The organism is Halomonas sp. 328, from assembly GCF_015645095.1.
Lineage (GTDB): Bacteria > Pseudomonadota > Gammaproteobacteria > Pseudomonadales > Halomonadaceae > Bisbaumannia.
The window spans coordinates 100,107-124,437 of sequence record NZ_JADOTW010000003.1; the positions used below are offsets into that span (position 1 = coordinate 100,107).

At 66.2% G+C, this 24,331-nt stretch carries 22 protein-coding genes; 13 read left to right on the forward strand and 9 right to left on the reverse strand.

The annotated features are described in order from the left end of the window. Nucleotides 1–35 precede the first annotated feature (35 nt). Together IHD13_RS02080 and IHD13_RS02085 are read right to left on the reverse strand one after the other, a co-directional pair. Nucleotides 36–242, reverse strand: a complete 207-nt coding sequence (locus tag IHD13_RS02080) for a cold-shock protein (protein WP_010629501.1) — start codon at nt 240–242, stop codon at nt 36–38. A gap of 210 nt (nt 243–452) precedes the next feature. Further along, a complete protein-coding gene (locus IHD13_RS02085; protein WP_195859375.1) occupies nt 453–2,030 on the reverse strand; it encodes a L,D-transpeptidase family protein in 1,578 nt (525 codons plus the stop codon). A gap of 172 nt (nt 2,031–2,202) precedes the next feature. Between IHD13_RS02085 and IHD13_RS02090 the strand changes: the two genes are divergently transcribed. Both IHD13_RS02090 and IHD13_RS02095 read left to right on the forward strand, forming a co-directional pair. After that, nucleotides 2,203–3,051, forward strand: coding sequence for a murein L,D-transpeptidase catalytic domain family protein (locus tag IHD13_RS02090; RefSeq protein WP_195859376.1), 849 nt, complete (start codon nt 2,203–2,205; stop codon nt 3,049–3,051). Between the two features lie 11 nt (nt 3,052–3,062). Next, entirely contained in the window at nt 3,063–3,425 is a 363-nt protein-coding gene (locus IHD13_RS02095) for a DUF6164 family protein (RefSeq protein WP_195859377.1), read from the forward strand. Here the strand turns inward: IHD13_RS02095 and IHD13_RS02100 are convergent, their stop codons facing one another. Continuing rightward, on the reverse strand, nt 3,426–3,863 hold the full coding sequence (locus IHD13_RS02100; protein ID WP_195859378.1) for a YtoQ family protein: 438 nt from the start codon (nt 3,861–3,863) through the stop codon (nt 3,426–3,428). A 174-nt stretch (nt 3,864–4,037) separates the two neighbouring features. Here IHD13_RS02100 and IHD13_RS02105 point away from each other — a divergent pair, with 174 nt between their 5' ends. Next, a complete protein-coding gene (locus IHD13_RS02105; RefSeq protein WP_195859379.1) occupies nt 4,038–5,282 on the forward strand; it encodes a DUF3422 domain-containing protein in 1,245 nt (414 codons plus the stop codon). Here IHD13_RS02105 and IHD13_RS02110 read toward each other — a convergent pair. The 4 genes from IHD13_RS02110 to IHD13_RS02125 form a co-directional block, all read right to left on the reverse strand. Next, entirely contained in the window at nt 5,279–6,151 is an 873-nt protein-coding gene (locus tag IHD13_RS02110; protein WP_326838301.1) for a DUF6999 family protein, read from the reverse strand. The two genes, IHD13_RS02105 and IHD13_RS02110, sit on opposite strands and share 4 nt — an antisense overlap. Nucleotides 6,152–6,301: 150 nt before the next feature. Continuing rightward, entirely contained in the window at nt 6,302–6,988 is a 687-nt protein-coding gene (locus tag IHD13_RS02115; RefSeq protein WP_195859381.1) for an iron-containing redox enzyme family protein, read from the reverse strand. Between the two features lie 23 nt (nt 6,989–7,011). Continuing rightward, complete coding sequence (locus tag IHD13_RS02120; RefSeq protein WP_195859382.1) at nt 7,012–8,109, reverse strand: beta-ketoacyl-ACP synthase III; 1,098 nt, start codon at nt 8,107–8,109, stop codon at nt 7,012–7,014. Continuing rightward, nucleotides 8,106–8,672, reverse strand: a complete 567-nt coding sequence (locus IHD13_RS02125; RefSeq protein WP_195859383.1) for a diguanylate cyclase — start codon at nt 8,670–8,672, stop codon at nt 8,106–8,108. The genes IHD13_RS02120 and IHD13_RS02125 overlap by 4 nt, the downstream gene beginning before the upstream one ends. A gap of 312 nt (nt 8,673–8,984) precedes the next feature. On the opposite strand from IHD13_RS02125, the gene IHD13_RS02130 reads away from it, so the two are divergent. The 7 genes from IHD13_RS02130 (at nt 8,985) to IHD13_RS02160 (ending at nt 15,864) form a co-directional block, all read left to right on the forward strand. Continuing rightward, complete coding sequence (locus IHD13_RS02130; RefSeq protein WP_230086082.1) at nt 8,985–9,410, forward strand: DUF7282 domain-containing protein; 426 nt, start codon at nt 8,985–8,987, stop codon at nt 9,408–9,410. Between the two features lie 222 nt (nt 9,411–9,632). Continuing rightward, nucleotides 9,633–10,160 (forward strand): helix-turn-helix domain-containing protein, encoded by a 528-nt coding sequence (locus IHD13_RS02135; RefSeq protein ID WP_195859385.1) that lies wholly within the window; start codon nt 9,633–9,635, stop codon nt 10,158–10,160. After that, nucleotides 10,157–10,900, forward strand: a complete 744-nt coding sequence (locus IHD13_RS02140; protein WP_195859386.1) for an AzlC family ABC transporter permease — start codon at nt 10,157–10,159, stop codon at nt 10,898–10,900. The genes IHD13_RS02135 and IHD13_RS02140 overlap by 4 nt, the downstream gene beginning before the upstream one ends. Further along, nucleotides 10,893–11,246 carry an AzlD domain-containing protein gene (locus IHD13_RS02145; protein ID WP_195859387.1) on the forward strand — a complete coding sequence of 118 codons (354 nt, stop codon included), beginning with the start codon at nt 10,893–10,895 and terminating at the stop codon, nt 11,244–11,246. The genes IHD13_RS02140 and IHD13_RS02145 overlap by 8 nt, the downstream gene beginning before the upstream one ends. An 81-nt stretch (nt 11,247–11,327) precedes the next feature. Continuing rightward, complete coding sequence (locus IHD13_RS02150) at nt 11,328–13,043, forward strand: ExeM/NucH family extracellular endonuclease (RefSeq protein ID WP_195859388.1); 1,716 nt, start codon at nt 11,328–11,330, stop codon at nt 13,041–13,043. Nucleotides 13,044–13,195: 152 nt separating this feature from the next. Continuing rightward, nucleotides 13,196–14,959, forward strand: coding sequence for an AMP-binding protein (locus IHD13_RS02155; RefSeq protein ID WP_195859389.1), 1,764 nt, complete (start codon nt 13,196–13,198; stop codon nt 14,957–14,959). Continuing rightward, complete coding sequence (locus IHD13_RS02160; RefSeq protein WP_195859390.1) at nt 14,953–15,864, forward strand: bile acid:sodium symporter; 912 nt, start codon at nt 14,953–14,955, stop codon at nt 15,862–15,864. Before IHD13_RS02155 ends, IHD13_RS02160 begins: the two co-directional genes overlap by 7 nt. A gap of 225 nt (nt 15,865–16,089) precedes the next feature. On the opposite strand, the gene IHD13_RS02165 is transcribed toward IHD13_RS02160, so the two are convergent. Beyond that, nucleotides 16,090–17,118, reverse strand: coding sequence for a methionine synthase (locus IHD13_RS02165; protein ID WP_195859391.1), 1,029 nt, complete (start codon nt 17,116–17,118; stop codon nt 16,090–16,092). 25 nt (nt 17,119–17,143) lie between these two features. Beyond that, nucleotides 17,144–18,127, reverse strand: coding sequence for a DUF1852 domain-containing protein (locus tag IHD13_RS02170; RefSeq protein WP_195859392.1), 984 nt, complete (start codon nt 18,125–18,127; stop codon nt 17,144–17,146). Between the two features lie 393 nt (nt 18,128–18,520). On the opposite strand from IHD13_RS02170, the gene IHD13_RS02175 reads away from it, so the two are divergent. From IHD13_RS02175 to IHD13_RS02185, 3 genes are all read left to right on the forward strand, one after another. Further along, complete coding sequence (locus IHD13_RS02175; protein ID WP_195859393.1) at nt 18,521–20,407, forward strand: methyl-accepting chemotaxis protein; 1,887 nt, start codon at nt 18,521–18,523, stop codon at nt 20,405–20,407. A gap of 263 nt (nt 20,408–20,670) precedes the next feature. Then, nucleotides 20,671–23,097, forward strand: a complete 2,427-nt coding sequence (locus tag IHD13_RS02180) for a type I restriction-modification system subunit M (RefSeq protein WP_195859394.1) — start codon at nt 20,671–20,673, stop codon at nt 23,095–23,097. Continuing rightward, nucleotides 23,090–24,310, forward strand: a complete 1,221-nt coding sequence (locus IHD13_RS02185) for a restriction endonuclease subunit S (protein ID WP_195859395.1) — start codon at nt 23,090–23,092, stop codon at nt 24,308–24,310. Before IHD13_RS02180 ends, IHD13_RS02185 begins: the two co-directional genes overlap by 8 nt. Nucleotides 24,311–24,331: the final 21 nt, after the last annotated feature.

The window sequence follows — 24,331 nt, forward strand, 5'->3', positions numbered from 1 at the left end:
GACCGCCGGAGCGGTCACATCGAGGCGATCAGCGCTTAGCCGATGACCTTGATGTTGGAAGCCTGGAGGCCTTTCTTGCCCTGGGTGACGTCGAAGGAGACCTTCTGACCGTCTTGCAGAGTCTTGAAGCCGTCGGCTTGGATCTCGGAGAAGTGAGCGAACAGGTCGTCGCCGTTGTCGTCCGGAGAGATGAAGCCGAAGCCTTTGGTGTCATTGAACCACTTAACGGTACCAGTTGCCATGATCGAATTCCTCGAAGTAGCAGATGTTTAACCGGGAATTACCCGAGACGAGTGGGTAAAACAAGGAGAAGTACACCAGGCTACCGAAACGCATGAAACGACTTTCGATGACAACTGACGCTATTCGACTTGCTAACCAACTGGACGCAGGATGCGCTTTCGGGCCGCCCGAGTCAAACAGTTTTTTCATTCGCCCGCAGGGTTTTCGCTTCAGCCCCGCGCCAGGGCCGCCACCAGGGGCGCATCCCGGCCGTAGGGGTCGGGGTGGAAGATCACCTCGCCCTCCAGGTCGGGGAAGGCCGTCCAGTAGTAGAGGTAGAGCGGCATGGGCCGGGCCAGGTGCAGGGTCTGGCTCTGGCCGCTGGCCAGGCGGGCGCCCAGGTCGGCACGGGTGCCGGTATCAGCGAGCAGCTGCTCCACCAGTCGCCGCACCCCTTCGACCCGAATACACCCCGAACTGACCAGCCGTTGATCGCGCCCGAAGAGCCCCCGTCCCGGGGTGTCGTGCAGGTAGACCGCATGGCCATTGGGGAAGCGCAGCACCATCTGGCCGAGGGGGTTGGCGGGCCCCGGGGCCTGGCGCAGCATCACCGCCCCGGGGTTTTGCCAGTCCACCGCCAGGGGGTCGAGGGGCGTGCCGTCCGGAGCCAGCACGCTGAACCCCTGGGCCTCCAGGGCCAGCGGGTCCTCGCGCAGCAAGGGCAGCTTGTCCTCGCGGAAGATGGTCGGCGGCACCGTCCAGCTGGGGTGCAGATCGAAGTGGGTCAGCCGCGAGGCCAGCAGCGGCGTGGCCCGTCGCGGCTGGCCGACGATCACCCGGGTCCGCCAGGCCTCGCCGCCGGGACGCCGGTAGTCCAGGGTCTGCCCCGCCACATTGACCAGCACGTGGGCCTCGGCCAGGGTCGGCAACAGCCAGCGGGAGCGCTCCAGGTTGAGGCGCAACTGCTCGAGACGCCGCGAGACCGGCACGTTCAGGGCCTCCCGGGTCCGCGGCCCCACCACCCCATCGTCGTTCAGGCCATGGCGACGCTGGAAGCGGCGTACCGCCGCCACCAGGGCATCGTCGTAATGCAGGGATTCGAACTCGGCGGGGCGGGCTCGGGCGGCCAGCTCGCCATAGACTCCCGCGTCCGGGACCAGCACGCCGAGCTCCCCCGCCGCCGCCAGTCGCTCGCGCAGCCGGCGTACCTCTTCGTGGCGCTCCCCCGGGCGCAGCGGCTGGGCGCGGGGCGGCAGGCTGGCCCAGCCCCCCAGGGCGTCGAGCCGCCGATGCTCCACCAGGGCCTGGCGCAGCTGTTCGTAGGCCGGGTACCGGGGACGCGCCAGGGCCAGTGCCTCCTCCACCCGCCCCGCGGCCAGGGCATCGGCGACCCGTGGCCAGGGCAGGCTCGCCTCGACCAGGGGGATCTCCCAGCGGGGATCGAGGCGCCGCGGGTCGACGCGGCCCCGGGACAGGTCCTCCAGGGCCCGGGACAAGGCCTGGCTGGCCTCTTGCGCCAGGCGCTCGCGGGCGGCGGCGTCCGCCGACACCAGGGCCCGGAAGGCCTCGCGCCACTCGCCGGCCCGGTAGTGGGCCGGGGTCAGGCCATCGTCGACCAGCGTCGCCAGGGCGCGATCGAGCGCCTCCAGCGATGCCTCGTCCTGCCAGAGCCGCCGGCCCTCCAGGGCCGCGTCGAGGGGAGTGAGCGAGGCACCGCCTCGCGCCTCCCCCGGCGATGGCGCCTGGCCAGGGGTCGACCTCTCCTCACCCTCCTGGGCCATCAGCGGCAGGGCCAGGCATGACACCATCAGCGCAACCGCCAGGCCGGCCGCCCGACGGGTTCGGAGCCCGAGTCGAGGGGCCGTGGAATCGCCCCGGTTGGTGAATGCTCGCTTTATGGTCATACTTAGGCCCGTCCGCTGGGAGTCATCTTGAGTGTATCGCCCGGCGGCCCGGATCGAAACGCAGGAGCCCACAACAATGACGCACGATGCGCCATCCGCTTCGCCTGGCCGCTCGCTGGGGCGGCTGAGCGGCCTACTGCTCTCGGCGGCCCTGGCCGCGCCCGCCCTGGCCGGCACGCCGAGTGAGCCCTTACCCGCCTTCCCCGGCGACCGTTCGCTGAGCGAGACCCTCAAGCGCCTGGCCCCCGACGCCGATGCCCGGGTGCTCGAGCGCGCGGCCCAGGCCTGGAACTGCGCTCGCCCCGACGCCGAACGGCTGGCGGTGATCGACTTCGCCCGCTCCGCCAACCAGCCGCGCCTGTGGGTCTTCGACCTGGCCGAGCAACGTCTGCTGTTCGAGGAACTGGTCTCCCACGGCCGCGGCACCGGCGACGAGGAGGCGCGCTGGTTCTCCAATGTGCCGGAGAGCCACCAGTCGAGCCTGGGGCTGTTCCGCACCCTCAACAGCTACTACGGCAGCAACGGCTATTCATTGCGCCTGGAGGGGCTGGAGCCGGGGGTCAATGACCTGGCCTACGAGCGGGCCATCGTGATCCACGGCGCCGACTACGTCAGCGAGGAGTTTATCGCCGCCAATGGCCGGCTGGGGCGCAGCTTCGGCTGTCCGGCGGTGCGCCAGGAGGTCACCTACCCGCTGATCGACAGCATCAAGGAGGGCCAGTACCTGTTCGCCCACTACCCGGACGACGACTGGCTGGAGCACTCCGATTACCTCGCCTGCACCCCCTCGCTGCGCCTGGCCCAACGCATCGACGTGGGCGGCATGTCCCTGGCCACGGCCTACACCGCCCGGGAGGACTTCCCGGGCACGGCGCCTGCCAGCGGGGACTGGCTGAGTTACCATGTCTCCTCGTCACAGGAATAGGAACGAGGGGCATGGCGGTACTGCTGTTCAAACTTCGGGGGGTCCCGGAGGACGAAGCCGAGGAAGTACGCGAGCGTCTCGCCGCACACGACTTCGCGACCTACGAGACCCAGGAGGGCTTCTGGCGGCTGGGGGAGCCGGCCATCTGGCTACGCGACCCCGAGCAGTTCACGGCGGCCCGTCAGGTGATCGAGGCCTACCAGGCCGAACGCGCCGAGCTGCTGCACCGGGAGCGGGAGGCCCAGCGGGCCCGGGGCGAGGCGGACACCCTGGGGCGCCGCCTCGTCCGGCAGCCGCTGCGGCTGCTGCTGTTGGTCGCCGGCGCCGGGGCCATCCTGGCGCTTAGCCTGTGGCCCTTCCTGAGGCTGGGGTAGTTACTGGGTCACGTACTTGAGGATCTCCACCACCTGGTCGGTGCTGGTGCACCAGCCCATGGCGGCGGCATCCACCTCCTTGAGGGGGTGAACGATCTCTTCGCTGTGCAGGGTCACGTAGGGCTTGCCCAGGGCGGCGCAGTAACCGGCATCGAAGGCGGCATTCCACTGCTTGTACTTATCGCCGAAGCGCACCACCACCAGGTCGCTCATCTCGATCAGGGTCTTGGTGCGAATGGCGTTGATCTTGGACGACTTGTGATCGCGCCAGAAACCCTCGCTGGCCGGGCCCAGGTGGTCGCCGGCGGCATCGCTGGCGTCGTGGTCGGTCACCGCCGAGGTGAAGGTGATATCCAGGCCCGCGGCGGCGGCGCCCCGCTCGATCTCCTCGCGCCAGTCGGTGTGGATCTCGCCGGACAGATAGACGGTAAAGCTCATGGGATTCTCCAGGTCACGGTGGTCGAGCCACTAATCGTACACAAAAAATGTATACATTGCAGGCTGCGACAAGCCACCGCAGACACGGAGCACCATTCGGGGCCGGCGGGCCTTGTTCCCCATGACGGCGCTGGCTAGCCTCAAGGGTTTACTCTGCCTGGACACAATAACATCATGCACCCCCAACGCCGCGCCCTGCACGACGAGCTGCACTCCCGCCCCTCCATCGACCTGCCAGGCTCGGCGCTGGTGCATCACTATGCCCTGCTGGACGAGGAGGGAGCGATCGGCCAGGCCCTGCTCGAGCGGCTGGCCGGCGAGCATGGCGTGCCCGCCGACCACCAGGCGGCCCAGCATATCCTCGCGGTGGACGGCATGACGCTGAAGTGGGAACGCCATACCGAGTTCCTGACCCTGACCCTCTACCGCCCGGCGCCGCCGGGCGAGACCCACTGGCCCGCCCCGCCGGAGGTGCTGGAGCGACTGCTCGCCCCCCATCGCGAGGCGATCATCAACGCCAGCCTGGTGCGGGTAGAGGCCCTGGCGCACTGGGCGGGCGCCCCCTCGGCCTACGGCTTCCGCGGCACCGCGGCCTCCCGGGTGGCGGGGGGTGCCGCCAGCGTGTGGAGCGACTTCCACCTCAGCGAGTGCGGTGTCAATCGCCTGCTGGTGGTCAACGAGCAACTCAACGACTTCCGCCTGGGGCGCACGGTACGCCGCCTGCTGGAGATCGAGACCTACCGCATGATGGCCTCCCTGGCGCTGCCGCTGGCCAAGTCGCTGAGCGGCGAGCTGCAGGCCCAGGAGCAGGCCCTGGCGGAGCTGACCCACCGCAACGCCCAGACGCCCCGGGGCGATACCCGGCCGCTGCTGGAGGAGGTCAGCGCCCTCTCGGCACGGATCGCCCATACCTGCTCCCGGGCCCGCCAGCGCTTCAGCGCCACCGAGGCCTATGCCAGCCTGGTGGCGGAGCGCATCGAGGAGTTGCGCGAGAGCCGCATCGACGATCGCCAGCGCCTGGGCTATTTCATCCTGCGTCGCTTCCGCCCCACGGTGCGCTACTGCACCGCCACCGACCAGCGCCTGGTCAGCCTGGAGCAGCGCCTGGCCCACCTGGGCGACCTGCTCCAAGCCCGCGCCCAGGTGGAGATGGAGGCCCAGAACTCGGCGATCCTGCAGAGCCTCAACGAGCGCGCCAGCCGCCAGCTGGCGATCCAGCGCGCCGTGGAGGGGCTCTCCTTTATCGTCCTCGGCTACTACATCCTCAGCCTCTACAAGCTGGGGGTGGAGAGCATCAGCGCCCTGGTGCCCCATGACCCGCGCCTGATCAGCCTGCTGCTGGCCCCGCTGGCCCTGGCCCTGCTGATCGGCGTGGCCCTGCATATCCGCCACGTCCGGAAGCACTCCAAGTCGCCTTAGCCGGCCTCGGCCTGGGGCGCCTGTTCACAGTGCCGCCGCTCCAGCCGCGCATAGAGGTACTCGGTGAAGAAGCCGTGCATCAGGAAGCGCTGGCTCAGGTTCCAGGGGCCCACCAGGTAGAGGGGGTGCTTGTTGTAGGCCAGCTCGGCGAGCTGGGGCTCGTCGATCAGGGCACCGATGCGCAGGGCGATGGACTGGTCCAGGTTGAAGCCGTTGATGGCGTCCCGGTACTCCTCCCGGGTCAGCAGCAGGCAGAACAGGCACATGAAGAGCGCATGGGCGCTCTCGAAATCGAGTACCTGGGTACGCCGGGGGCGGATCTCGAACTCGAGCTCGCCCAGGGGCCGCCAGTGTTGCCAGCTTAGCGCCCGGCCTGCCGCCGGCTCGTCGCCTGCTTCGGCCCGCGCCGCGCCCAGCGCCTCGATACTGCGAAACAGCGCCTGGTCGTGCTCGACGAAGCTCGCCTCGCGCATCTCGGCGATGCGTTGCGGGTAGAGGGTCACCGGCGCCACCCGGCCCGGGGCGACGTTATCGATCAGGAAGTTGAGCAGGTTCGACTCGGTGGCGAAGTGGCGCAGGATCAGGCGGTTGGCTTGGGGGCTGACGAAGTGGGTGCAGAACCAGCAGATCAGCCGCTGCAGCAGGCCATGGGCGCGGAACTGGGGCAGTGGCAGGCGCTTGAGGAACCACACCAGATGCAGCAGCACCGCCAGCACGCCCTGGAGGATCGGCCGCAACCACCAGCGGGTGGGATTGGCCAGGTCCTCCAGCCATAGCCGCCGCGCCTCCGGGTCGATGGGCAGCGCCTCGTCCTGGGCGATGGCGCGCAGATAGGGGCTTAGCGTTGCCTTCTTGGATGGCCTAGTCACAGGGCACCTCCTCCAGCTGCAGGGCATGGCTCGAGATGGTGGGCCACCAGGTGCGGCCAGCACACGAATTCAGCCTAGTCACAGGGCACCTCCTCCAGCTGCAAGGCATGGTGTAGCGGGCCACCAGGCGCCGCTAGCCCACGGGTTGGCCTAGTCACAGGGCACCTCCTCCAGCTGCAAGGCATAGAGCCGGGCCACCACCCGGGCGGTCCTGAGGATCGCCTCGGGCGCCTCCGGGGTCTGGCAGACCCGGTCGATCAGGCCGTAGAGGGTGGCCAGGTGATCGTCGTCATGCTCGCCGTGATAGCGCATGAAACGGGTGTAGCCACCATCGCCACCGGTGGCCGCCTCGACCCGGGCCGCCCAGTCGCCGGCCATCTTCTGACCCAGCCCCTCGATGATCCACATGGCACCGACCAGGTCCGTCGGGTTGGGCTGACCCGCGCGATACATCATAAAGGCATGCAGCGCCTCGCTGCCGATATTGCGCGGCGCCGCCTGGATCTCGGCCAGGTCGCCGCCGGCGGCCACATAGTCCTGCTCCAGCAGCTCGTAGTCGCGATGCTCGTCCCGGGCATGCTGGATCACCACCGAGCGCAGGTCGGCGTGATGGCGGTCGAAGCTCGAGGCGCAGCGACTGATCCAGCGGGCGCCCTCGATCACCTGCTGGCGCAGGTTGAGCAGCAGGGTGCGGTACTCCGCCAGGCTCAGCTCGCCGCGGTCGAGGCGCTGGATCAGCGGCAGGCGGCCCAACTGGCGTTCGAAATCGAACCAGACCCGCATCAGGCCCTGCAGGCAGGCCTGGCCGGCGGGGGTGGTAATCAGGGTCTCTTGCATGGGGTTCTCTCCAGGTAGGGGAATCAGGCATCCACCACGGTCAGCTGCATATAGGCGGTATTGAAGCGACCGCTCTCCGGCACCATGCACAGGATCCGCTCCCCGGGTTGGGGCGTACGGGTGCGCAGGAACTCGTCGAGCATGATAAATAGCGAGGCGCAGCCGGTATTGCCGCGCTCGTAGAGGTTGGTGTACCACTTCTCCTCCGGGATCATCGCCCCGGCCTGGGTCAGCATCTCGGCGATGCGCCCGCGGAAGTGGTGGGAGGAGTAGTGGCAGAGCAGGTGATCGACCTCGTCGACCGCCACCCGCCCCTCGTCGATCAGCCGCAGCAGGCCATCCACCCCCAGCTTGACGATATTGTCGAGCAGCCGCACGTCCTGGCGCAGCAGCAGGGCCCCGGCCGCCTCCGCCTCGGCGTAGGTGGCGAAGTCCTGCCAGGTGCGCCCATCGGGGGCCTGGCCCACGCTCATGCACAACGGATAGGCATCGGCATGGGAGTAGCCGCGAATCCAGTCGATGCGCAGGCAGCGGCCCCGGGGCGCGCCCTCCAGCAGCAGGGCCCCGGCGCCGTCGGAGAGCATCCAGCGCAGGAACTCGGCATTGAAGTCGGGCTCGGCCCCCGCCGCCTCGAAGCGGCTCGCCTTGAACAGCCGCGAGGCCAGCTCGCTGGCCACCACCAGGGCGCGACGATGCTCGCCGGCGGCCAGCGACAGGAAGGCGGTCTTCAGCGCCATCATGCTGCTGGAACAGATGCCGTGGCTGGTATGCAGCTCCACATCGCCGAGCCCCAGCGCCGCCTGCACCTGGCTGCCGAAGCCCGGCAATACCAGGTCGCCCTGGCTGGTAGCCACGCTGAGCAACCCCAGATCGCGCTTGCCCAGCCCCGCCGCCTCGAGACACATCCGTCCCGCCCGGGCCGCCATCTCGGCATTGCCGATGGTGGTGCGGTGTTCGGCGTCGATGGCGTAGTGACGCCGTTGGATACCGTTGGCCTTGAGGATGCGCGCCTTGAGGCGACTGGGCTTGCCGTTGACCCGCCCCAGCACCGCCTCGATCTGGTCGTTGTCCACGGCCGGGCCCGGCAGGTGATGACCGCTGCGGGTGACATAGACACTCATGAGGATGTCCTCTGCTTGAGGGCATAACGCAGGCAGCGCAAGTTCTCCTCCAGATAGGGGAAGCCGCACAGCAGCGCCATGAACCCGAGATAGAGCGGCAGGTACCCCTCGCCGCCATGGGGGCTGGCCAGGAGCTCCAGGGCCAGTTGGCCCTGCCATTGCAACTGGACCAGATCGAGCACCACCGGCCAGTTGATGATCAGGATCATCGCCAGCATGTAGAACGGCAGGGTCGCCAGGTAACTATGGGCATGCATCTCCCACAGGCTGATCTCGCGACGCGGGGCCGCATAGTGCACGTCCCAGTGGGCCACCAGTTCGTGGAGCACCCAGGCCACCAGGCAGATCAGCAGCACCAGCACATTCACCCGGAACAGCAGGCAGAGCAGGATGGGAATGCCCACCTGCAGGCCCATCAGGGAGTGCATCAGCGACTCCTTGAGCCCCGAGGTGGCCTCGATACGCGTCGCCCGGTGGCAGCACCAGTCGACGAAGCCGGCAATCCCCCACAGGGGCAGGAAGAGATAGAGCAGCGCATTGATCAACAGCGACTGGGTATCCATGGGACTCGTCTCGGTGGCGAAGAGCAAACAATCGTTTTAAGAAACACTGTTCGATAACTAGTGTAGCCAAAATCTCGAGCCTGGCAAGCGGCATCGTCGTCCTGTCTCGACAGCCCCGGGCCATTCGCTGGACGCCCCCGATCATTCCCCCAAGGGCCTATCCAGGCTGGTGGCGACCAACCAAGACGCCACTCGATGAAAAAAATCTTCGGCCTGCATCCAGTCGTCGTCTCTCCGCGTAACCAGGAAGGCACCCATCATTTGCCACCCTCGGCGGATGGGTCTTATCCGGATAGCAAGGAGAGAATGATGATGAAGCTAGTGACAAGCGCCTTCGCGACCGCCGCCCTGCTCACCGGGGCCGCCCTGGCCCAGGCCGGCATGCACGGCGACATGCACCCGGAAGTCTGGGCCGATGACCAGTCCGTGGCCGGCGGCACCGTCTCGGCGGAGAAGGTCATGACAGACCGCAACGGCTGGCTGGTCGTCCACCGCACCGACGAGAGCCACACCCCCGGCCCGGTGGTCGGCTACTCGCCCCTCAAGGAGGGCGAGAACCTCGATGTAACCGCCATCCTCACCGAGGAGGTCGCCGCCGGCGATCACCTGATGCTGATGATTCACAGCGAAGAGGGCGGCATGCATACCGGGATCTTCGAATACACCCTGGGCGCCTCGGAAGACGGCCCGATCCGGGTCGATGGCGACCTGGTGATGACCGTGATCACCGCCCAGTAAGCCCTTCGGCGGGGCCTTCCTGGCCCCGCCTGATGTCCCCTCCCGCGCCACACCCTCCCCTCCCGGCCCCGATCAAGGCAGTGGTCAGGGGAGTCCTGTCGGGCGGCCCCGACGGGCCACCTCGACAGTCTGGCTTGACAGGGTGACTTGACAGGGTGACTTGACAGGCTAATGTTCCTTATATAGAACGTTCGTTAAAAGGAACAGTCGAGGCCACTCCTCATGGACAAGCTCGCCCTCGGTACCCTGGGCCAACACCTGCAGTCCCTGCGCCTGGCCCAGGGCTGGTCGCTGTCGCAGCTGGCCGCCGCCGCCGGCATCGCCAAGTCGAACCTGTCGCGCCTCGAGCAGGGTAACGGCAACCCCACCCTGGACACCATCTGGCGCCTGGCGGTGCAGCTCAAGGTGCCCTTCGGCACCCTGGTCGCGCCTATCGCCGTGCCCCTGGGCGAGGATGGCGTCGAGGTGCGCCTGCTCGACCAGGGCAAGGACCGGCCCCAGGTCGACGCCTACTGGATGCGCTGCGCGCCCCATACCACCCGCCTCGCCGAACCCCATACCCCCGGCGCCCGGGAGTCTCTGACCCTGATCAGCGGCCACCTGGAGGCCGGGCCGGAGGGCGATACCCGGCACCTCTCGGCCGGCGACAGCCTGACCTTCGCCGCCGACCGCCCGCACCTCTATCGCACCGGAGACACCTGGGCCACCCTGCTGCTCAGCGTCGTCTATTACGAGGAGACCCCCCGATGAATCTGGATGCCACGACCTCGCCAGGCCGCCCCTGGCTGGCCGGCATGCGCGAAGCCTTTCCGCTGCTCGGCGGCTATGTGCCGGTGGCCATCTCCTTCGGGCTGATCGCCACCCAGGCCGGCTTCACCCCCTGGGAAGCGGTGGTGATCTCCACCCTGGTCTATGCCGGCGCCTCCCAGTTCCTGTTCGTCGGCATGATCGCCGCCGGGGCGCCCCTGTGGCTGGTGGTGGCCATGACCCTGCTGATCAACCTGCGCCATGTGGTCTACGCCCCCAACCTGGCCCCCTGGCTGACGCCCAGCCGCGGCTGGCCCTGGCTGATGCACGGCCTCACCGACCAGGTCTTCGCCCTGGCCCATGCCCGATTGCCCCAGTTGCCGGCTTCCCAACGCCTCGGCTGGTTCGGCGGCGCCGCCCTGCTGGCCTGGGCCAGCTGGATCGGCGGTACCGCCCTGGGGGCCCTGGCCGGCGGCGAGCTGGTGGCCCGCTGGGCGCTGATGGGCGAGATCCTGCCCTTCGCCCTGCCCGCCCTCTTCCTGGTGCTGGTGGCGCCCCGCTTCACCTCCCGGCGCTGGAGCCTGGCGCTGGGGCTGACCGTCCTGGTCGCCCTGGGGCTGACGATCCTGGGCTTCACCAACCTGGCGATTCCCCTGGCCGCCGCCTGCGGCGCCCTCTGCTTCCAGGTCGTCAAGTTCGCCCCCGCCAGGCAAGAGCACGCAAAAGGAGACCGCCATGAGTAGCGCCCTGTGGATCGCCGTCCTGATCTCGGCGCTGGGCACCCTGCTAATGCGCCTGCTGCCACTGCTGTGGATGCAGCGCCGCCTGGCGCGCCAGGCCGGCGGCGACGGTCCCGAGGCCATGCCCCAGTGGCTGAGCCTGCTCGGCCCGGTGATGATCGCCGCCGTCTTCGGGGTCTCGCTGATGCCGGTGACCCCGGGGCTGCTCTCCTGGGTCGCCACCGCCACCGGCGTGCTGGCGACCCTGGTCGTCTGGTGGCATAAACGCACCCTAGGCTGGCCGGTGGCCGCCGGCGTGGCGGCCTATGGCGCCGTGGTGATACTGGCGGCCCTCTTCCCCACGCCATAACGTCCTGGAGAGCCGTTCTAGCGAGCCGTCCACGCGAATCGACCTAGCGAGTGGACAAAGAGCATCGAAGCAGAGGATCCCATGACCGCCCTCACCCCACGCCGCCCTATCGGCAAGCGCCCGGCCCTGCTGCCGACCCTGCTATTGGCCCTGCTGCTGGCGACCCCGGCGGCCGCCAGCTGCCCCCTCGAGTCGAACGCCGACCTGGCCACCATCAGGGGCCTGGGCGACGGGCCGGCGCTTCCCGCCGGCCGCGAGGTGATCGCCGAGGGCGTGGTGACCGGCGCCTTCCTCGGCCGCGACCGCCTCGATGGCTTCTACCTGCAGCAGGCCACCGAGCGGGGCCCCGTCGGCCTCTTCGTCTACCTGCCCCGGCCAACGCCGGAGATGGCGGCGCAGATCCTCCCGGGCAGCCACCTGCAGCTCCACGCCCGCACCGGCGAGCACCGCGGCCGCCCCCAGCTGCAGCGGGTCGAGCGGATCGCGGTCTGTGGCCGCGACCGGCTGCCCGAGCCGCAGGCCCTGAGCTGGCCCCTCGATACGGCGACCCTGGAAGCCCACGAGGAGCTGCTGGTCACCTTTCCCCGGGCCCTGACCGTCACCGGTAACCATGAGCTCGCCCGCTACGGCAGCCTGACGCTTGCCGCCGAGCGCCTGTTCCGGCCCACCAACGCCCCCGATGCGGCCCAGGAGCGCGCCACCCTGCTGCTGGACGACGGCAGCCACCGCACCTTCCCGAGCCCCATCCCCTACCTGAACGACGCGGGCACCCGCCGCGTCGGCAGCCGGGTCGAGGGACTGACCGGGGTGCTCACCCACGCCTTCGACGCCCACCGGCTGCACCCGACCCAGGCGCCCGCCTTCACGGACGCCAACCCCCGCCCGGACGCGCTGCCGGCGCCGGGGGAGCGGCTGCGGGTGGCCACCTTCAACGTCGAGAACTACTTCACCACTTTGGGCCGACGCGGGGCCGCCAATGCCGAGGAACTGGAGCGCCAGCGGGCCAAGCTGGCCGCGGCGGTAGCCGGCCTGAATGCCGATATCCTCGCCCTGGTGGAGGTGGAGAACGACCCGGCGGCCCTCGCCGACCTGATCGAGCAGCTCGGCGAGCGCACCGGGGTGCGCTATCGCGCCGTCGGTGGCAGCGCCGACCGGGGCTCCGATGCCATCAAGCTGGCCCTGATCTACCGGCCGGACCGGGTGGAGGCCGTGAGCGAGCTCTATGCCGACAACCAGCGCACCCACCACCGCCCGCCCCTGGCGGCCTTCTTCCGCGACCGAGAAGGCGGGGCGCCCTTCGGCGTGGTGACCGCTCACTTCAAGTCCAAGACCGGCTGCCCGTCCCGGGGCGATATCGATCAAGGCCAGGGCTGCTGGAACGAACGCCGGCTGGCCCAGGCCCGGGCCGTCGCCGCCTTCCTCGAGCGCCTCGCCGCCGCCGAGGGGCATCAACGCCTGCTGCTGATCGGCGACCTCAACGCCTACGGCGCCGAGGACCCGATCCGTGCCCTCACGGAGGCGGGCCTGGTCGACCTGCTGGCCCGGGAGCTGCCGCCGGAGCGCCGCTACTCCTATGTCTTCCGGGGGGAGTCGGGCTACCTGGATCATGCCCTGGCCAGCCCCGACCTGGCCGCGGCCGTGGCGGCGGTTCGCCCCTGGCCCATCAATGCTGACGAGCCCGACTTCCTCGGCTACGACGGGCCGGAGAGTGCGGCGCCCCACTTCCGCCCCGACCCCTTCCGTTCCTCGGACCATGACCCGATCGTGGTGGACCTCGCCCCCGAGGCGATGAGGTAACCCGGGGCGCCGGAGGAGTGCGATAAAGGGAGAGGGACAAGAGCGGGCGTGGAAAGAACGTGCGCAAGGTGCCGAGAAAAGGGGTGCAATGGCGGCTATTTACGGTTAGATAAGGAGACAACAAGGACAATTCCGCCCCAGCGAGGACGCCCATGGAGCCACTGTCGGACGCCACCGCACTCCCCGAAAACCAGCGCCCCTGGGCGCGCCACTACGGCGCCATCCCGGCCGAACTGGCGCCCCCGGAATACCCCAGCCTGGCCGCGCTGATCAGCGCCAGCGCCGAGCGCTTCGCCGATCGGCGCGCCTTCACCAGTTGCATGCCCAACGGCATGAATGGCGCCTTGAGTTACGCCCAGGTCGACGAGGCTTCCGACGCCTTCGCCGCCTACCTGCGCGTGGGGCTCGGGCTCGCCCCGGGCAGCCGGGTCGCGGTGCAGCTCCCCAACTGCCTGAGCTACCCGATCGTGGTCTTCGGCATCCTCAAGGCGGGCTGCGTGCTGGTGAACACCAACCCGCTCTACACCGCCACGGAGATGACCCACCAGTTCCGCGACAGCGGCGCCGAGGCGCTGGTGATCGTCGATCTCTTCGTCGACAAGCTGCCCGAGGTGCTGCCCCACACCGCCATCCGCCAGGTGGTGGTGACGAGCCTCGCCCAGGGCTTCCCCCCCGTGGTGCGCCAGGTGGTGAAGGCGGTGCTCAAGTACTGGAACCGGGTGATTCCCCCCTGCCCCGTGGAGGCCACCGCCCTCGGCGAGGCGCTGGCCGAGGGGCGACGCCTGAGCCAGGGCGTGACGGTGAAGGATTACTGGCGCGACCTGGGGCCGGAGAGCCTCGCCGCCCTGCAGTACACCGGCGGCACCACCGGGGTCGCCAAGGGCGCCATGCTCAGCCACGGCAACCTGCTCGCCAACGTGGCCCAGATCGAGGCCATGGCCGGCTCGCATATCAGCGACGGCGAGGAGTGCGTGCTTACCGCCCTGCCGCTCTATCATATCTTCGCCTTCTCGGTGAACCTGCTCGCCTTCTTCAAGCACGGCGCCCACAACGTCCTGGTGCCCAACCCGCGGCCGATCCAGAACCTGCAGCGGGCCATCGAGAACTACCCCGTCAGCTGGATCAGCGGGGTCAACACCCTCTTCAATGCCCTGCTCAACGAGGAGTGGTTCACCCTCTACCCGCCGCGCCGGCTGCGTGCCGCGGCGGCCGGTGGCACGGCCCTGCATGCCGCCGTGGCCGAGCGCTGGGAGAAAGTCACCGGCACCCCGCTGGTGGAGGGCTACGGCCTCACCGAGAGCTCGCCGGTGATCAGCTTCAACCCCCTGGTGGGGACCCGCAAGCCGGGCAGCATCGGCATCCCGGTGCCGGGCACCGAGGTCCGCCTGGTCGATGAGGGCGGCGCGCCGGTGGCCCAGGGCGAGCCGGGGGAGCTTACCGCCCGCGGGCCCCAGGTGATGCAGGGCTACTGGCAGCAGCCGGAGGCCAGCGCCGAAGCCCTCCGCGACGGCTGGCTGCATACCGGCGACGTGGCCGCCATGGACGAGGACGGCTACCTGCGCATCGTCGACCGCAAGAAGGACCTGATCCTGGTCAGCGGCTTCAACGTCTACCCCAACGAGGTGGAGGACTGCATCGCCCTGCTGGACGCCGTGCAAGAGGTGGGTGTGATCGGCGTGCCCGACGCCGATAGCGGCGAGGCGGTGCGAGCCTATATCGTCACCCGCGGCGAGCTCGATCCCGAGACGGTGAAGGCCCACTGCCGGAAGCACCTGGCCCGCTACAAGGTGCCCAGGCAGGTCGAATTCGTCGACGACCTGCCCAAGAGCCCCATCGGCAAGGTGCTGCGCAAGGACCTGCGCGCCGACTACCTCAAGGATCATCCACAAGCCACCGACGGGAGCCCCGCATGCTGAGCCCACTCGAGGAAACGCTGCTGGCCATCATGATGGCCGTGATCATGCTGGGCATGGGGTCGTCGCTGACCTTCAAGGACTTCCGCATCGCCATGCGTCACCCCCAGGCGATCGGTATCGGCTTCGCCTCCCAGTACCTCTTTATGCCGCTGCTCGCCTTCCTGATCGGCCGCGCCCTGCAACTCCCCCCCATCCAGGCGGTCAGCCTGATCCTGATGGGCTGCGTGCCCGGCGGCACCACCTCCAATATCTTCGCCTACTTCTCGAGGAGCCTGCTCGGCCTCTCCATCCTGATGACGGTCTGCTCGACCCTGCTGGCGGTGGTCATGGTGCCGGTGGTGCTGGCCCTCTACACCACCGGCATCGACGCCGCCTTCCGGATTCCCTCGGGCAATATCGTCGCGGTGCTGGGGGTGCTGCTGGTGCCGACCCTGTTCGGCATGTGGCTGCGCCGGCGCAATGCCAACCTCGGCGCCTGCACCGAGCTGATGGGCGGCATCCTCGGCGTGGTGGTAATCGTCTTTTTGATCGCGACCTGGGTGCCGCGCAACTGGCAACTGTTGATGACCACCGGCCCCGAGATCTACCTGGCGGCCATCGGCCTCGGCCTGTGCGGCTTCCTGATCGGCTACTGGTTCAGCCGTGCCGCCCGCCTCAACCCGCTCAAGGCCCGCACCGTGTCGCTGGAGACCGGCATCCAGAACGGGCCGCTCGCGGTACTGATCATCACCCTGTCGTTTGCCGGCGAGACCCAGCAGCAGATGCTGCTGATCCCGGTGATGTACTCGCTGTTTATCGTTATCACCTCCACCTTCGTGACCTTCTACTACCGGGCACGCAGCCTGCGCGAGGAACTCGCCCGCGACCAGGCGAAGGTGGAAGCCGCGGCACCGGCCAAGGGCTGAGAGGCTTAGGCTATGTCCGAAAACTGGCTGCGCTCGGCCATACGGCGTTAAAAATCGGCTCAAAGTACTCATTTACACCCCGTAAACTCCGTCTTTTCGCCGATTTTTGCCTTGTCTGACCTTCGCTCGCCGACTTTTCAGACAAAGCTTAGGCATGCCGCTGCCGCTGGTCGGCGCGGCATGCCTGACACCAGAACACCTTCTAGGCGCCAGCCTTGGGTAGGCTTATCTTGCCAGTTCCCTTCTCACCATTTCCGCCCCGGCGCTCAATGCATCCAGCTTGGCCCTGGCCACCTGACGAGGCAAAGGCGCCATGCCGCAGTTAGTGCAAGGATACAGATTCTCGGCATCGACAAATTGCAGTGCCTTGCGCAGGGTGTTGGCCACCTCTTCCGGTGTTTCGATGGCATGGGTGGCGACATCGATCGCTCCCACCATGACCTTCTTGCCCCGGATGAGCTCAATGAGCTCCATGGGAACGCGAGAGTTGTGGCACTCCAGCGAGACGATATCGATATTGGACTGTTGCAGCTTGGGGAAGACTTCTTCGTACTGACGCCATTCCGTGCCGAGCGTGCTTTTCCAGTCCGTATTAGCCTTGATGCCATAGCCGTAGCAAATGTGCACGGCAGTCTCGCACTTCAGCCCCTCGATCGCCTTCTCCAGGGTGGCGATCCCCCAGTCATTCACCTCATCGAAGAACACATTAAAAGCCGGCTCGTCGAACTGGATGATATCAACCCCGGCCTCCTCCAGTTCTCGCGCCTCCTGGTTGAGAATCTTGGCAAACTCCCAGGCGAGCTTTTCACGGCTTTTATAGTGACCATCATACAGGGTGTCGATCATGGTCATGGGGCCAGGCAGCGCCCACTTGATGGGTTGCGTGGTTTGCTCACGCAAGAACCTGGCGTCATCAACGAAAACCGGCTTCTGGCGAGACACCTCGCCGACCACCGAGGGAACGCTGGCATCGTAGCGGTCGCGAATCCTGACGGTTTCGCGCTTCTCGAAGTCGACGCCATTGAGGTGTTCGATAAAGGTCGTGACAAAATGTTGGCGCGACTGCTCGCCGTCACTGACGATGTCGATGCCCGCATGTTGCTGTTCGTGCAAGGCCAGACGCAAGGCGTCCTGCTTGCCTTCCGTCAGCCCCTCATCCTGCAGCTTCCAGGGTGACCACAGCACCTCCGGCTGTGCAAGCCAGGACGGCTTGGGGAGACTACCGGCAGTCGAGGTGGGTAACAGTTTTGCCATGATGGAAGATCTCGTGATGGATGAATCAAAGGGCGTAGTTAGCGGACCATTGCTCAAGCACAGCGCGGTAGGGCTTGATGAAGTTCTCTTCAACGAACTTGCCCTGCTCCGTCGCTAGCCGACTACGCTCCTCCCGGTCATAATCGATCTTGGTCACCGAGTAGTCCTGTCTCTCCAGGCTTGGCTGGTAGTACTTTCCCGCCACCGAGTTGGCATTGTAGATTTCCGGGCGATAGATTTTCTGGAAAGTATCCATGGTGCTGATGGTGCCGATCAGCTCAAGATTGGTGTAATCACCAAGCAGGTCGCCCTGGAAATAGAAGGCCAAAGGCGCCACGCTACCCGGAGGCATGAAGTAGCGAACCTTCATCCCCATCTTCCTGAAGTATTCATCAGTCAATGAGTACTCTTCCTGCAGGTACTCGACGCCCAGCACGGGATGCTGGTTTTCTGTCCGGTGATAGGTCTTGGTGCTCGACACACTGATACAAATGACAGGAGGCTTCTTGAAGTGCTCCTTGTAGGTATCAGAATTCACGAAGGCCTTGAACAGCTTGCCATGTAACACGCCGAAATCTTCCGGAACGCTGAATGCGTCCTGATGCTTGTTGTGCTCCTTCAGCAGCAGGCTGAAGTCGTAGTCTCGCACATAAGAGGAAAAGTTGTTCCCCGTGATGCCTTCAATCCTCTCATTGGTTTTCTTATCGATGATGCTCGTCTTCAAGATCTCGATAATGGGAAGGATGCCATCCTTCGAGGCAGCATCCATGGCCACCTCAACAGAAATGATATCAAGCTCGAGGGTATAGCGGTCTCCCTTGGGGTTATCCCAATCCGCCATGGCATTGAAACGGTTGTCAATCATCCTCAGGGTATTGCGCAAATTCTCTTCGCGCTTCTCCCCTCTGGCCAGGTTGGCAAAGTTGGTAGTGATGCGAGTATTATCCGACGGCTGATAATTCTCATCGAAACGAATACTCTTAACGGCAAATGTAAAATCGCTGTTCATCGGGATGCACCATCCTGGTTCCTGAGATATGAATCTAAGGCATCTGTCTATTGTGTCGCCTGTCAACGCTGCGCTTTGGATCGTCGCTGGTTCACTTATTCGAGTGCGCCAGCTCCGGCATAAGAGAAGCCGAAGTTGCGGACCAGTGCCCGGCGAGTACGCCGCTGACGAGATAATGAAGGGGATTATCGAGCCCAGCCAATCATGAGTAAAGCTGAAGATTTTCATGGCCAACATCAATTTCATTCATGGTGGGTCACGGTGCCTCGTCTTCACCGACGCGACCCAGCAGCGCGATGCCTACAGTTTTCCCCCGACTCGCCGATAGAGCATTGACCAATCGGTCAACACAAGCGCACCCGTCCTGAGGGTGCGCCAGCCAGGGGAATAACAATGAAGCACCTGACGATTGCCAAGAAACTGCTGATCGGCATCGGCCTGAGCATGATCCTGATCGTCGGCGGGGTGACGGCCATTCAGTATCACCTGTTCAGCGACCTGATCACCGACCGGGTCACCGGCGCCGAGCTGCCGGCCACCCTCGAAAGCATTCGCAATGACATCGACGCCACCCTGACCGGGCCGATCACCACGGCCCGGGGCCTGGCCGATAACGGCTACCTGCGGGAGTGGCTGGCCCGGGGCGAATCCCGGGCGGAAGGCGAACGCGCCGTGGCTCACCTCGAACGGCTGCAGCAACGCACCGGAGCCAATACCGTCTTCTATGTGTCGGCGCTCAGCGGCAACTACTACACCGCCGAGGGCATCGCCCGCACCCTGAACCGGGAACAGGACGCCTGGTTCTATCGCCTGGTCGAGGGGGCCGACGCCCCCGAGCACACCCTGGATATCGACTCCGAAGGCGGCGAGCTGAAGGTCTTTATCAACCACGTGATCGAACTGGACGGCGAGCGCGTGGGGATCGCCGGGGTCGGCTATGCCCTGGACGCCATGGCCGAGACGATCAGCGACTACCGGCTCGGCGAGTCCGGCATGGTGTTCCTGGCGAACCGGGATGGCCGGATCAGCGTGCACCCCGACGGCGCCGCCATGGCCGATCGGCCGGTGGCGGAACTGCCCGGCTGGGAGACCCAAGCCGCCGAGCTGCTGGCGGGGACGGGCTATCGCGACGCCACCCTCACCGACGCGCACGGCGCCGAACAGCTGGTCGCGGCCATCGACGTGCCCGGCACCGACTGGGTCGTCTTCGCCCAGATACCGCGCAGCGAACTGTTCGCCGACCTCAATCGGGCGGTGCTGCGGATCATCCTGATCGTGGCCCTGGTCATGCTGGCGAGCCTGGCGGCCCTCGCCCTGCTGCTGCGCACCCTGTTCCGCCCCATTCGACGCACCGCGGAGGCCATGGGCGAGATCGCCGCCGGCGATGGCGACCTGACCCTGCGCCTCCCCGTGCGGGGCCGGGACGAAGCGAGCGAACTCGCCATTCAGTTCAACGCCTTCGCCGACAAGATGCATGACGTGCTGGCCCGGGTCAGGAGCAGCAGCGACGCCGTGCGCCACGCCGCCCAGGAGATCGCCAGCGGCGGCCGGGACATGGCGCGACGCACCGACCAGGCGGCCTCCAGCCTGCAGCAGACCTCGGCCTCGATGGAACAGATCACCGGCACGGTGGAAAACACCTCGGCCTCGTCCGGCGAGGCCAACCGGCTCTCGCAATCCGCCGCCGAGCTGGCCCAAGGCACCGGCGACACCGTCTCCCGGGTGGTGACCACCATGGGCGAGATCCAGCACGCCGCCGAGCGAATCGGCGACATCATCAAGGTCATGGACGACATCGCCTTCCAGACCAACCTGCTGGCGCTCAACGCCTCGGTGGAAGCGGCCCGTGCCGGCGAAAGCGGCAAGGGCTTCGCCGTGGTGGCGGACGAGGTTCGCCAGCTCGCCACCCGCAGCGCCCAGGCCTCACGGGATATCCGCGGCCTGATCGACGCCTCCGGCGAGAAGGTCCGGGGCGGCACCCACCTGGTGCGCGACGCCGGCAGCGCCATGCACGACCTCGTCGAGGTGGTGAAGCGCGTGGCGGGCATGCTGGGCGAGATCAGCCACGCCACCACCGAGCAGAGCGATGGCATCGGCCAGGTCAACATCTCCGTGGCCGAACTCGACCGCATGACCCAGCAGAACGCCTCGCTGGCGGAGGAGTCCACCGCCGCCGCCGAGCAGCTGCGCGAACAGGCCGACCGCCTCGCGGAGCTGGTCGGCAGCTTCACGCTCAAGGACGAACCAAGGGAAAACCAGCGGATTCCGGCGCTGGCATAGTCCTACGAACCAGATGAGAAATCGAAGGCGGCGACATGGAGGTCGCGCACCTCATCACCCATCCGGAGCAGTCTGGCAGGAGGGTTACACAGCCCGAACGAGAGCAGCCAGCCTGGCAGCAATGAAAAACAGCTCCCCGTGGCCAGCCCCGTCCCGGTTTCCACCAATCCTCCGTGGCCTTCTTCCTCCAAGTTTGGTGAGATAGGCACCTGTCACCACGGCCGCCTGCTGCGGCCGGCTTATCGTATAGGGAACCGCTTTACATGATCCTCACCCTTAACCAGCTCGAGCGGCACCTCTTCAGGGCCGCCGACATCCTGCGCGGGCGCATGGACGCCTCGGAGTTCAAGGAGTACATCTTCGGTATGCTCTTCCTGAAGCGCTGCTCGGACGTCTTCGAGCAGCGCCAGGAGGAGGTCCGCGAGCAGCTCAAGCAGGCCGGGGCCGGGGAGATCGATATCGCTCACCAGGTCGAGTTCCCCGACTGGTATCGCGCCACCTTCTACGTGCCGCCGCAGTCACGCTGGCAGCACCTGCTGAAGGAGGCCCATCAGGGTGTCGGCAGTGCGCTCAACAAGGCGCTGGCCGGCCTGGAGGAGCACAACCCCAGCCTCGCCGGGGTGCTGGAGCACATCGACTTCACTCGCAAGGTGGGCTCCACCACCCTGCCGGACAAGAAGCTCCGGGATCTAATCGTTCACTTCAGCGAGTACCGGCTGCGCAACGAGGACTTCGAGTTCCCCGACCTGCTGGGCGCCGCCTACGAGTACCTGATCCGCGACTTCGCCGACTCTGCCGGCAAGAAGGGCGGCGAGTTCTACACCCCGCGCCCGGTGGTCCGCATGATGGTGCGGCTGATGGACCCCCAGGAGGGCCACAGCGTCTACGACCCCTGTATGGGCTCCGGCGGTATGCTGATCCTCGCCAAGGAGTACCTGGAGGAGCAGGGCGGCGACCCGCGGCGGCTCAACCTCTTCGGCCAGGAGGCCTCCGGCTCGGTGTGGGCCATCGCCAAGATGAATATGCTGCTGCACGGGGTGAGCAGCGCCGATCTGCGCAACGATGACACCCTGACGGACCCGAAACATATCGTGGAAAACGGCGAGCTGAGGCGCTTCGACCGCATCCTCACCAACCCGCCCTTCTCCATCGGCTACACGCCGAGCCAGCACTTCCCGGAGCGCTTCCACTACGGCAGCGTGCCGGAGGGGGCCAAGAAGGCCGACCTGATGTTCCTGCAGCACATGGTCGCCTGCCTCAAGTCCGACGGCCGCCTGGCCACCGTCATGCCCCACGGCGTGCTGTTCCGCGGCGGCGACGAGAAGCGCATCCGCGCCGGGATGCTGGAAGACGACCTGGTGGAGGCGGTGATCGGCCTGGCCCCCAACCTCTTCTACGGCACCGGCATCCCGGCGAGCATCCTGGTGCTGCGCGGCAAGGGCGCCAAGCCCGAGGAGCGCCAGGGCAAGGTGCTGTTCATCAACGCCGACCGCGAGTTCTTTGAGGGCCGTGCCCAGAACTACCTGCTGCCCGAGCACATCGAGAAGATCGCCAGCACCTATGACGCCTTCGAGGACGTGCCCGGCTTCGCCCGGGTGGTGCCCATCAAAGAGCTGCGCGACAACGACTACAACCTCAACATCCGCCGCTACGCCGACAACACCCCGCCGCCGGAGCCCCAGGACGTGCGCGCCCACCTGAAGGGTGGCGTGCCGGTGGCCGAGATCGACGCCAGGCGCCCGCTGTTCGACGCCCAGGGCCTCGACCCCATGGTGCTCTTTACCCCCAGGGCGAGCGCCCCCGACTATGTGGACTTCGCTGAGCACCTGAGCGAGAAGCGCGACCTCAAGCCCGCCATCGAGGCCGACGCCGGCCTGCAGCAGAAGGAGGCCAGCGTGATGGCCGCCTTCGAGGCCTGGTGGGCCGAGCACGGCGGCAGCATCACCGGGTTGACCGGCAACGGCGGTCGCCTCACCCAGCTGCGCGACGAGCTGCTGGGCAGCTTCACGTCGGCCCTGGAGCCCACCGCCATGCTCGATCGCTTCGCGGTGCGCGGCATCATCGCGGGCTTCTGGTTCGACAACAAGAACGAGTTCCGCACCCTGCAGGCCCGCGGCTGCCTGGGCGTGGTGGACGCCTGGCGCACCAGTATCTTGAGCCTCTTGGAGGACGAGCAGAGCAAGGCCAACCCGCTGGATCACCGTCTGGTCCACTTCCTGCTGGAGGAGTACGTGGCCGAGCTCGAGGTACTCGCCGCCCGCAAGGCGGAGCTGGATGCCCGGATCAAGGCCGCCGAGGCCAAGCCCGAGGGCGATGACGGCGACGAGTCAGAAGAGAGCGATGGCGGGGACGACGACACCCCCCCGCCGGAGCAGATCAAGGCCTGGAAGAGCCAGCGCACCCAGTTGAGGAAGCAGCACAAGGCCAAGGTGGCCAGCTTCGAGACCCACCTCAACGCCGCGGTAGACGCCTTGGACGAACCCGCCGCCGCCGAGTTGGTCGGCACTATCCTACATAACGACCTCAAGGGCATCCTCAAGCGCTATATCCGCCAGCAGCGCCAGCAGGTGATCGCCGCCTTCGAGACCTGGTGGGACAAGTACCGGGTGACGCTGGCCGATATCGAGGCCGAGCGCGATACCGCCGCCAAGGAGCTGCAGCAGTATCTGGAGGGGCTGGGGTATGTTTGAGCCACTCGGAAAATTGATCAGGCTCGAATATGGGCAAGCATTACCTTCTGAACAAAGAACTGGATACGGCTACCCAGTTTTTGGCTCGAATGGTGTTGTGGGATACCACGAACAACCCTTGGTCACTGGTCCCGGCATTGTCGTCGGAAGAAAGGGAAGTGTCGGGAAGGCTGCATGGTCTGAAGTCGGCTTTTGGCCAATTGATACTACCTATTACGTTGAATCTCAAGGCTGTGATATCTCATGGGCTTATCGAGTCCTGGACTGGCTTCCGCTTCAAGATCTAGACACCTCAACCGGCGTCCCGGGTCTAAATAGAAACGATGTTTATGAAATTTCCGTTTTTGTCCCGTGTAAGAAAGAGCAGGAGGTAATAGCGAGAACCCTCGACAACCTCGATATCCAGATCCAGAAGACTGAGGCGCTGATCGCCAAACTGGAGAAGGTCAAGGAGGGCCTGCTCCACGACCTGCTGACCCGCGGCATCGACGAGCATGGCCGGCTCCGGCCCAGACCCGAGCAGGCGCCGGAGCTCTACAAGGAGTCACCGTTGGGGTTGATTCCGAGGGAGTGGGAGGCTCGTCCGTTTGGTGACTCTATCGAGAAAGTAATCGACTATCGTGGAAGAACCCCAAAGAAACTAGGAATGGACTGGGGGGGCGGTGATATTCTCGCTCTTTCCGCTAATAATGTTCAACCGGGCGCTATAGACACCAGCCGGGAGGCCTACTTTGGCGGGTCTCGACTTTACCGCAGATGGATGGCAAGTGGTGACGTCAAAAGAGGTGATGTTCTCCTCACCATGGAGGCACCTCTAGGGAATATCGCCAAAATCCCTGACGATGCCAAATACATTCTTAGCCAACGTGTTATAGCCCTTCGGTTTAATAGAGATTTCGCTCTTAACGACTTCATTTTTTGGGTCATGCAGAGTGCCGATTTCCAGAAAGCAATGAAAGAGCGATCAACTGGCAGCACCGCTGCTGGAATACAGCGCGCTGAGCTTTTCAAGCTATCCCTAAAACTTCCCCCACTCGAAGAGCAGAAGCTGATCTCAATAAAAATATCTTCTTTGGGCACTCGGTTACGAAATGAACTGACTGCATTAGGAAAGTTGAGAGAAGAAAAATCCGGTCTCATGGACGACCTCCTTACCGGCCACGTCCGCGTCACCCCGCTGCTCGACCAGGCCCAGGCCACCACCCCGGCATAGACCGGGGCTTCCATAACATCA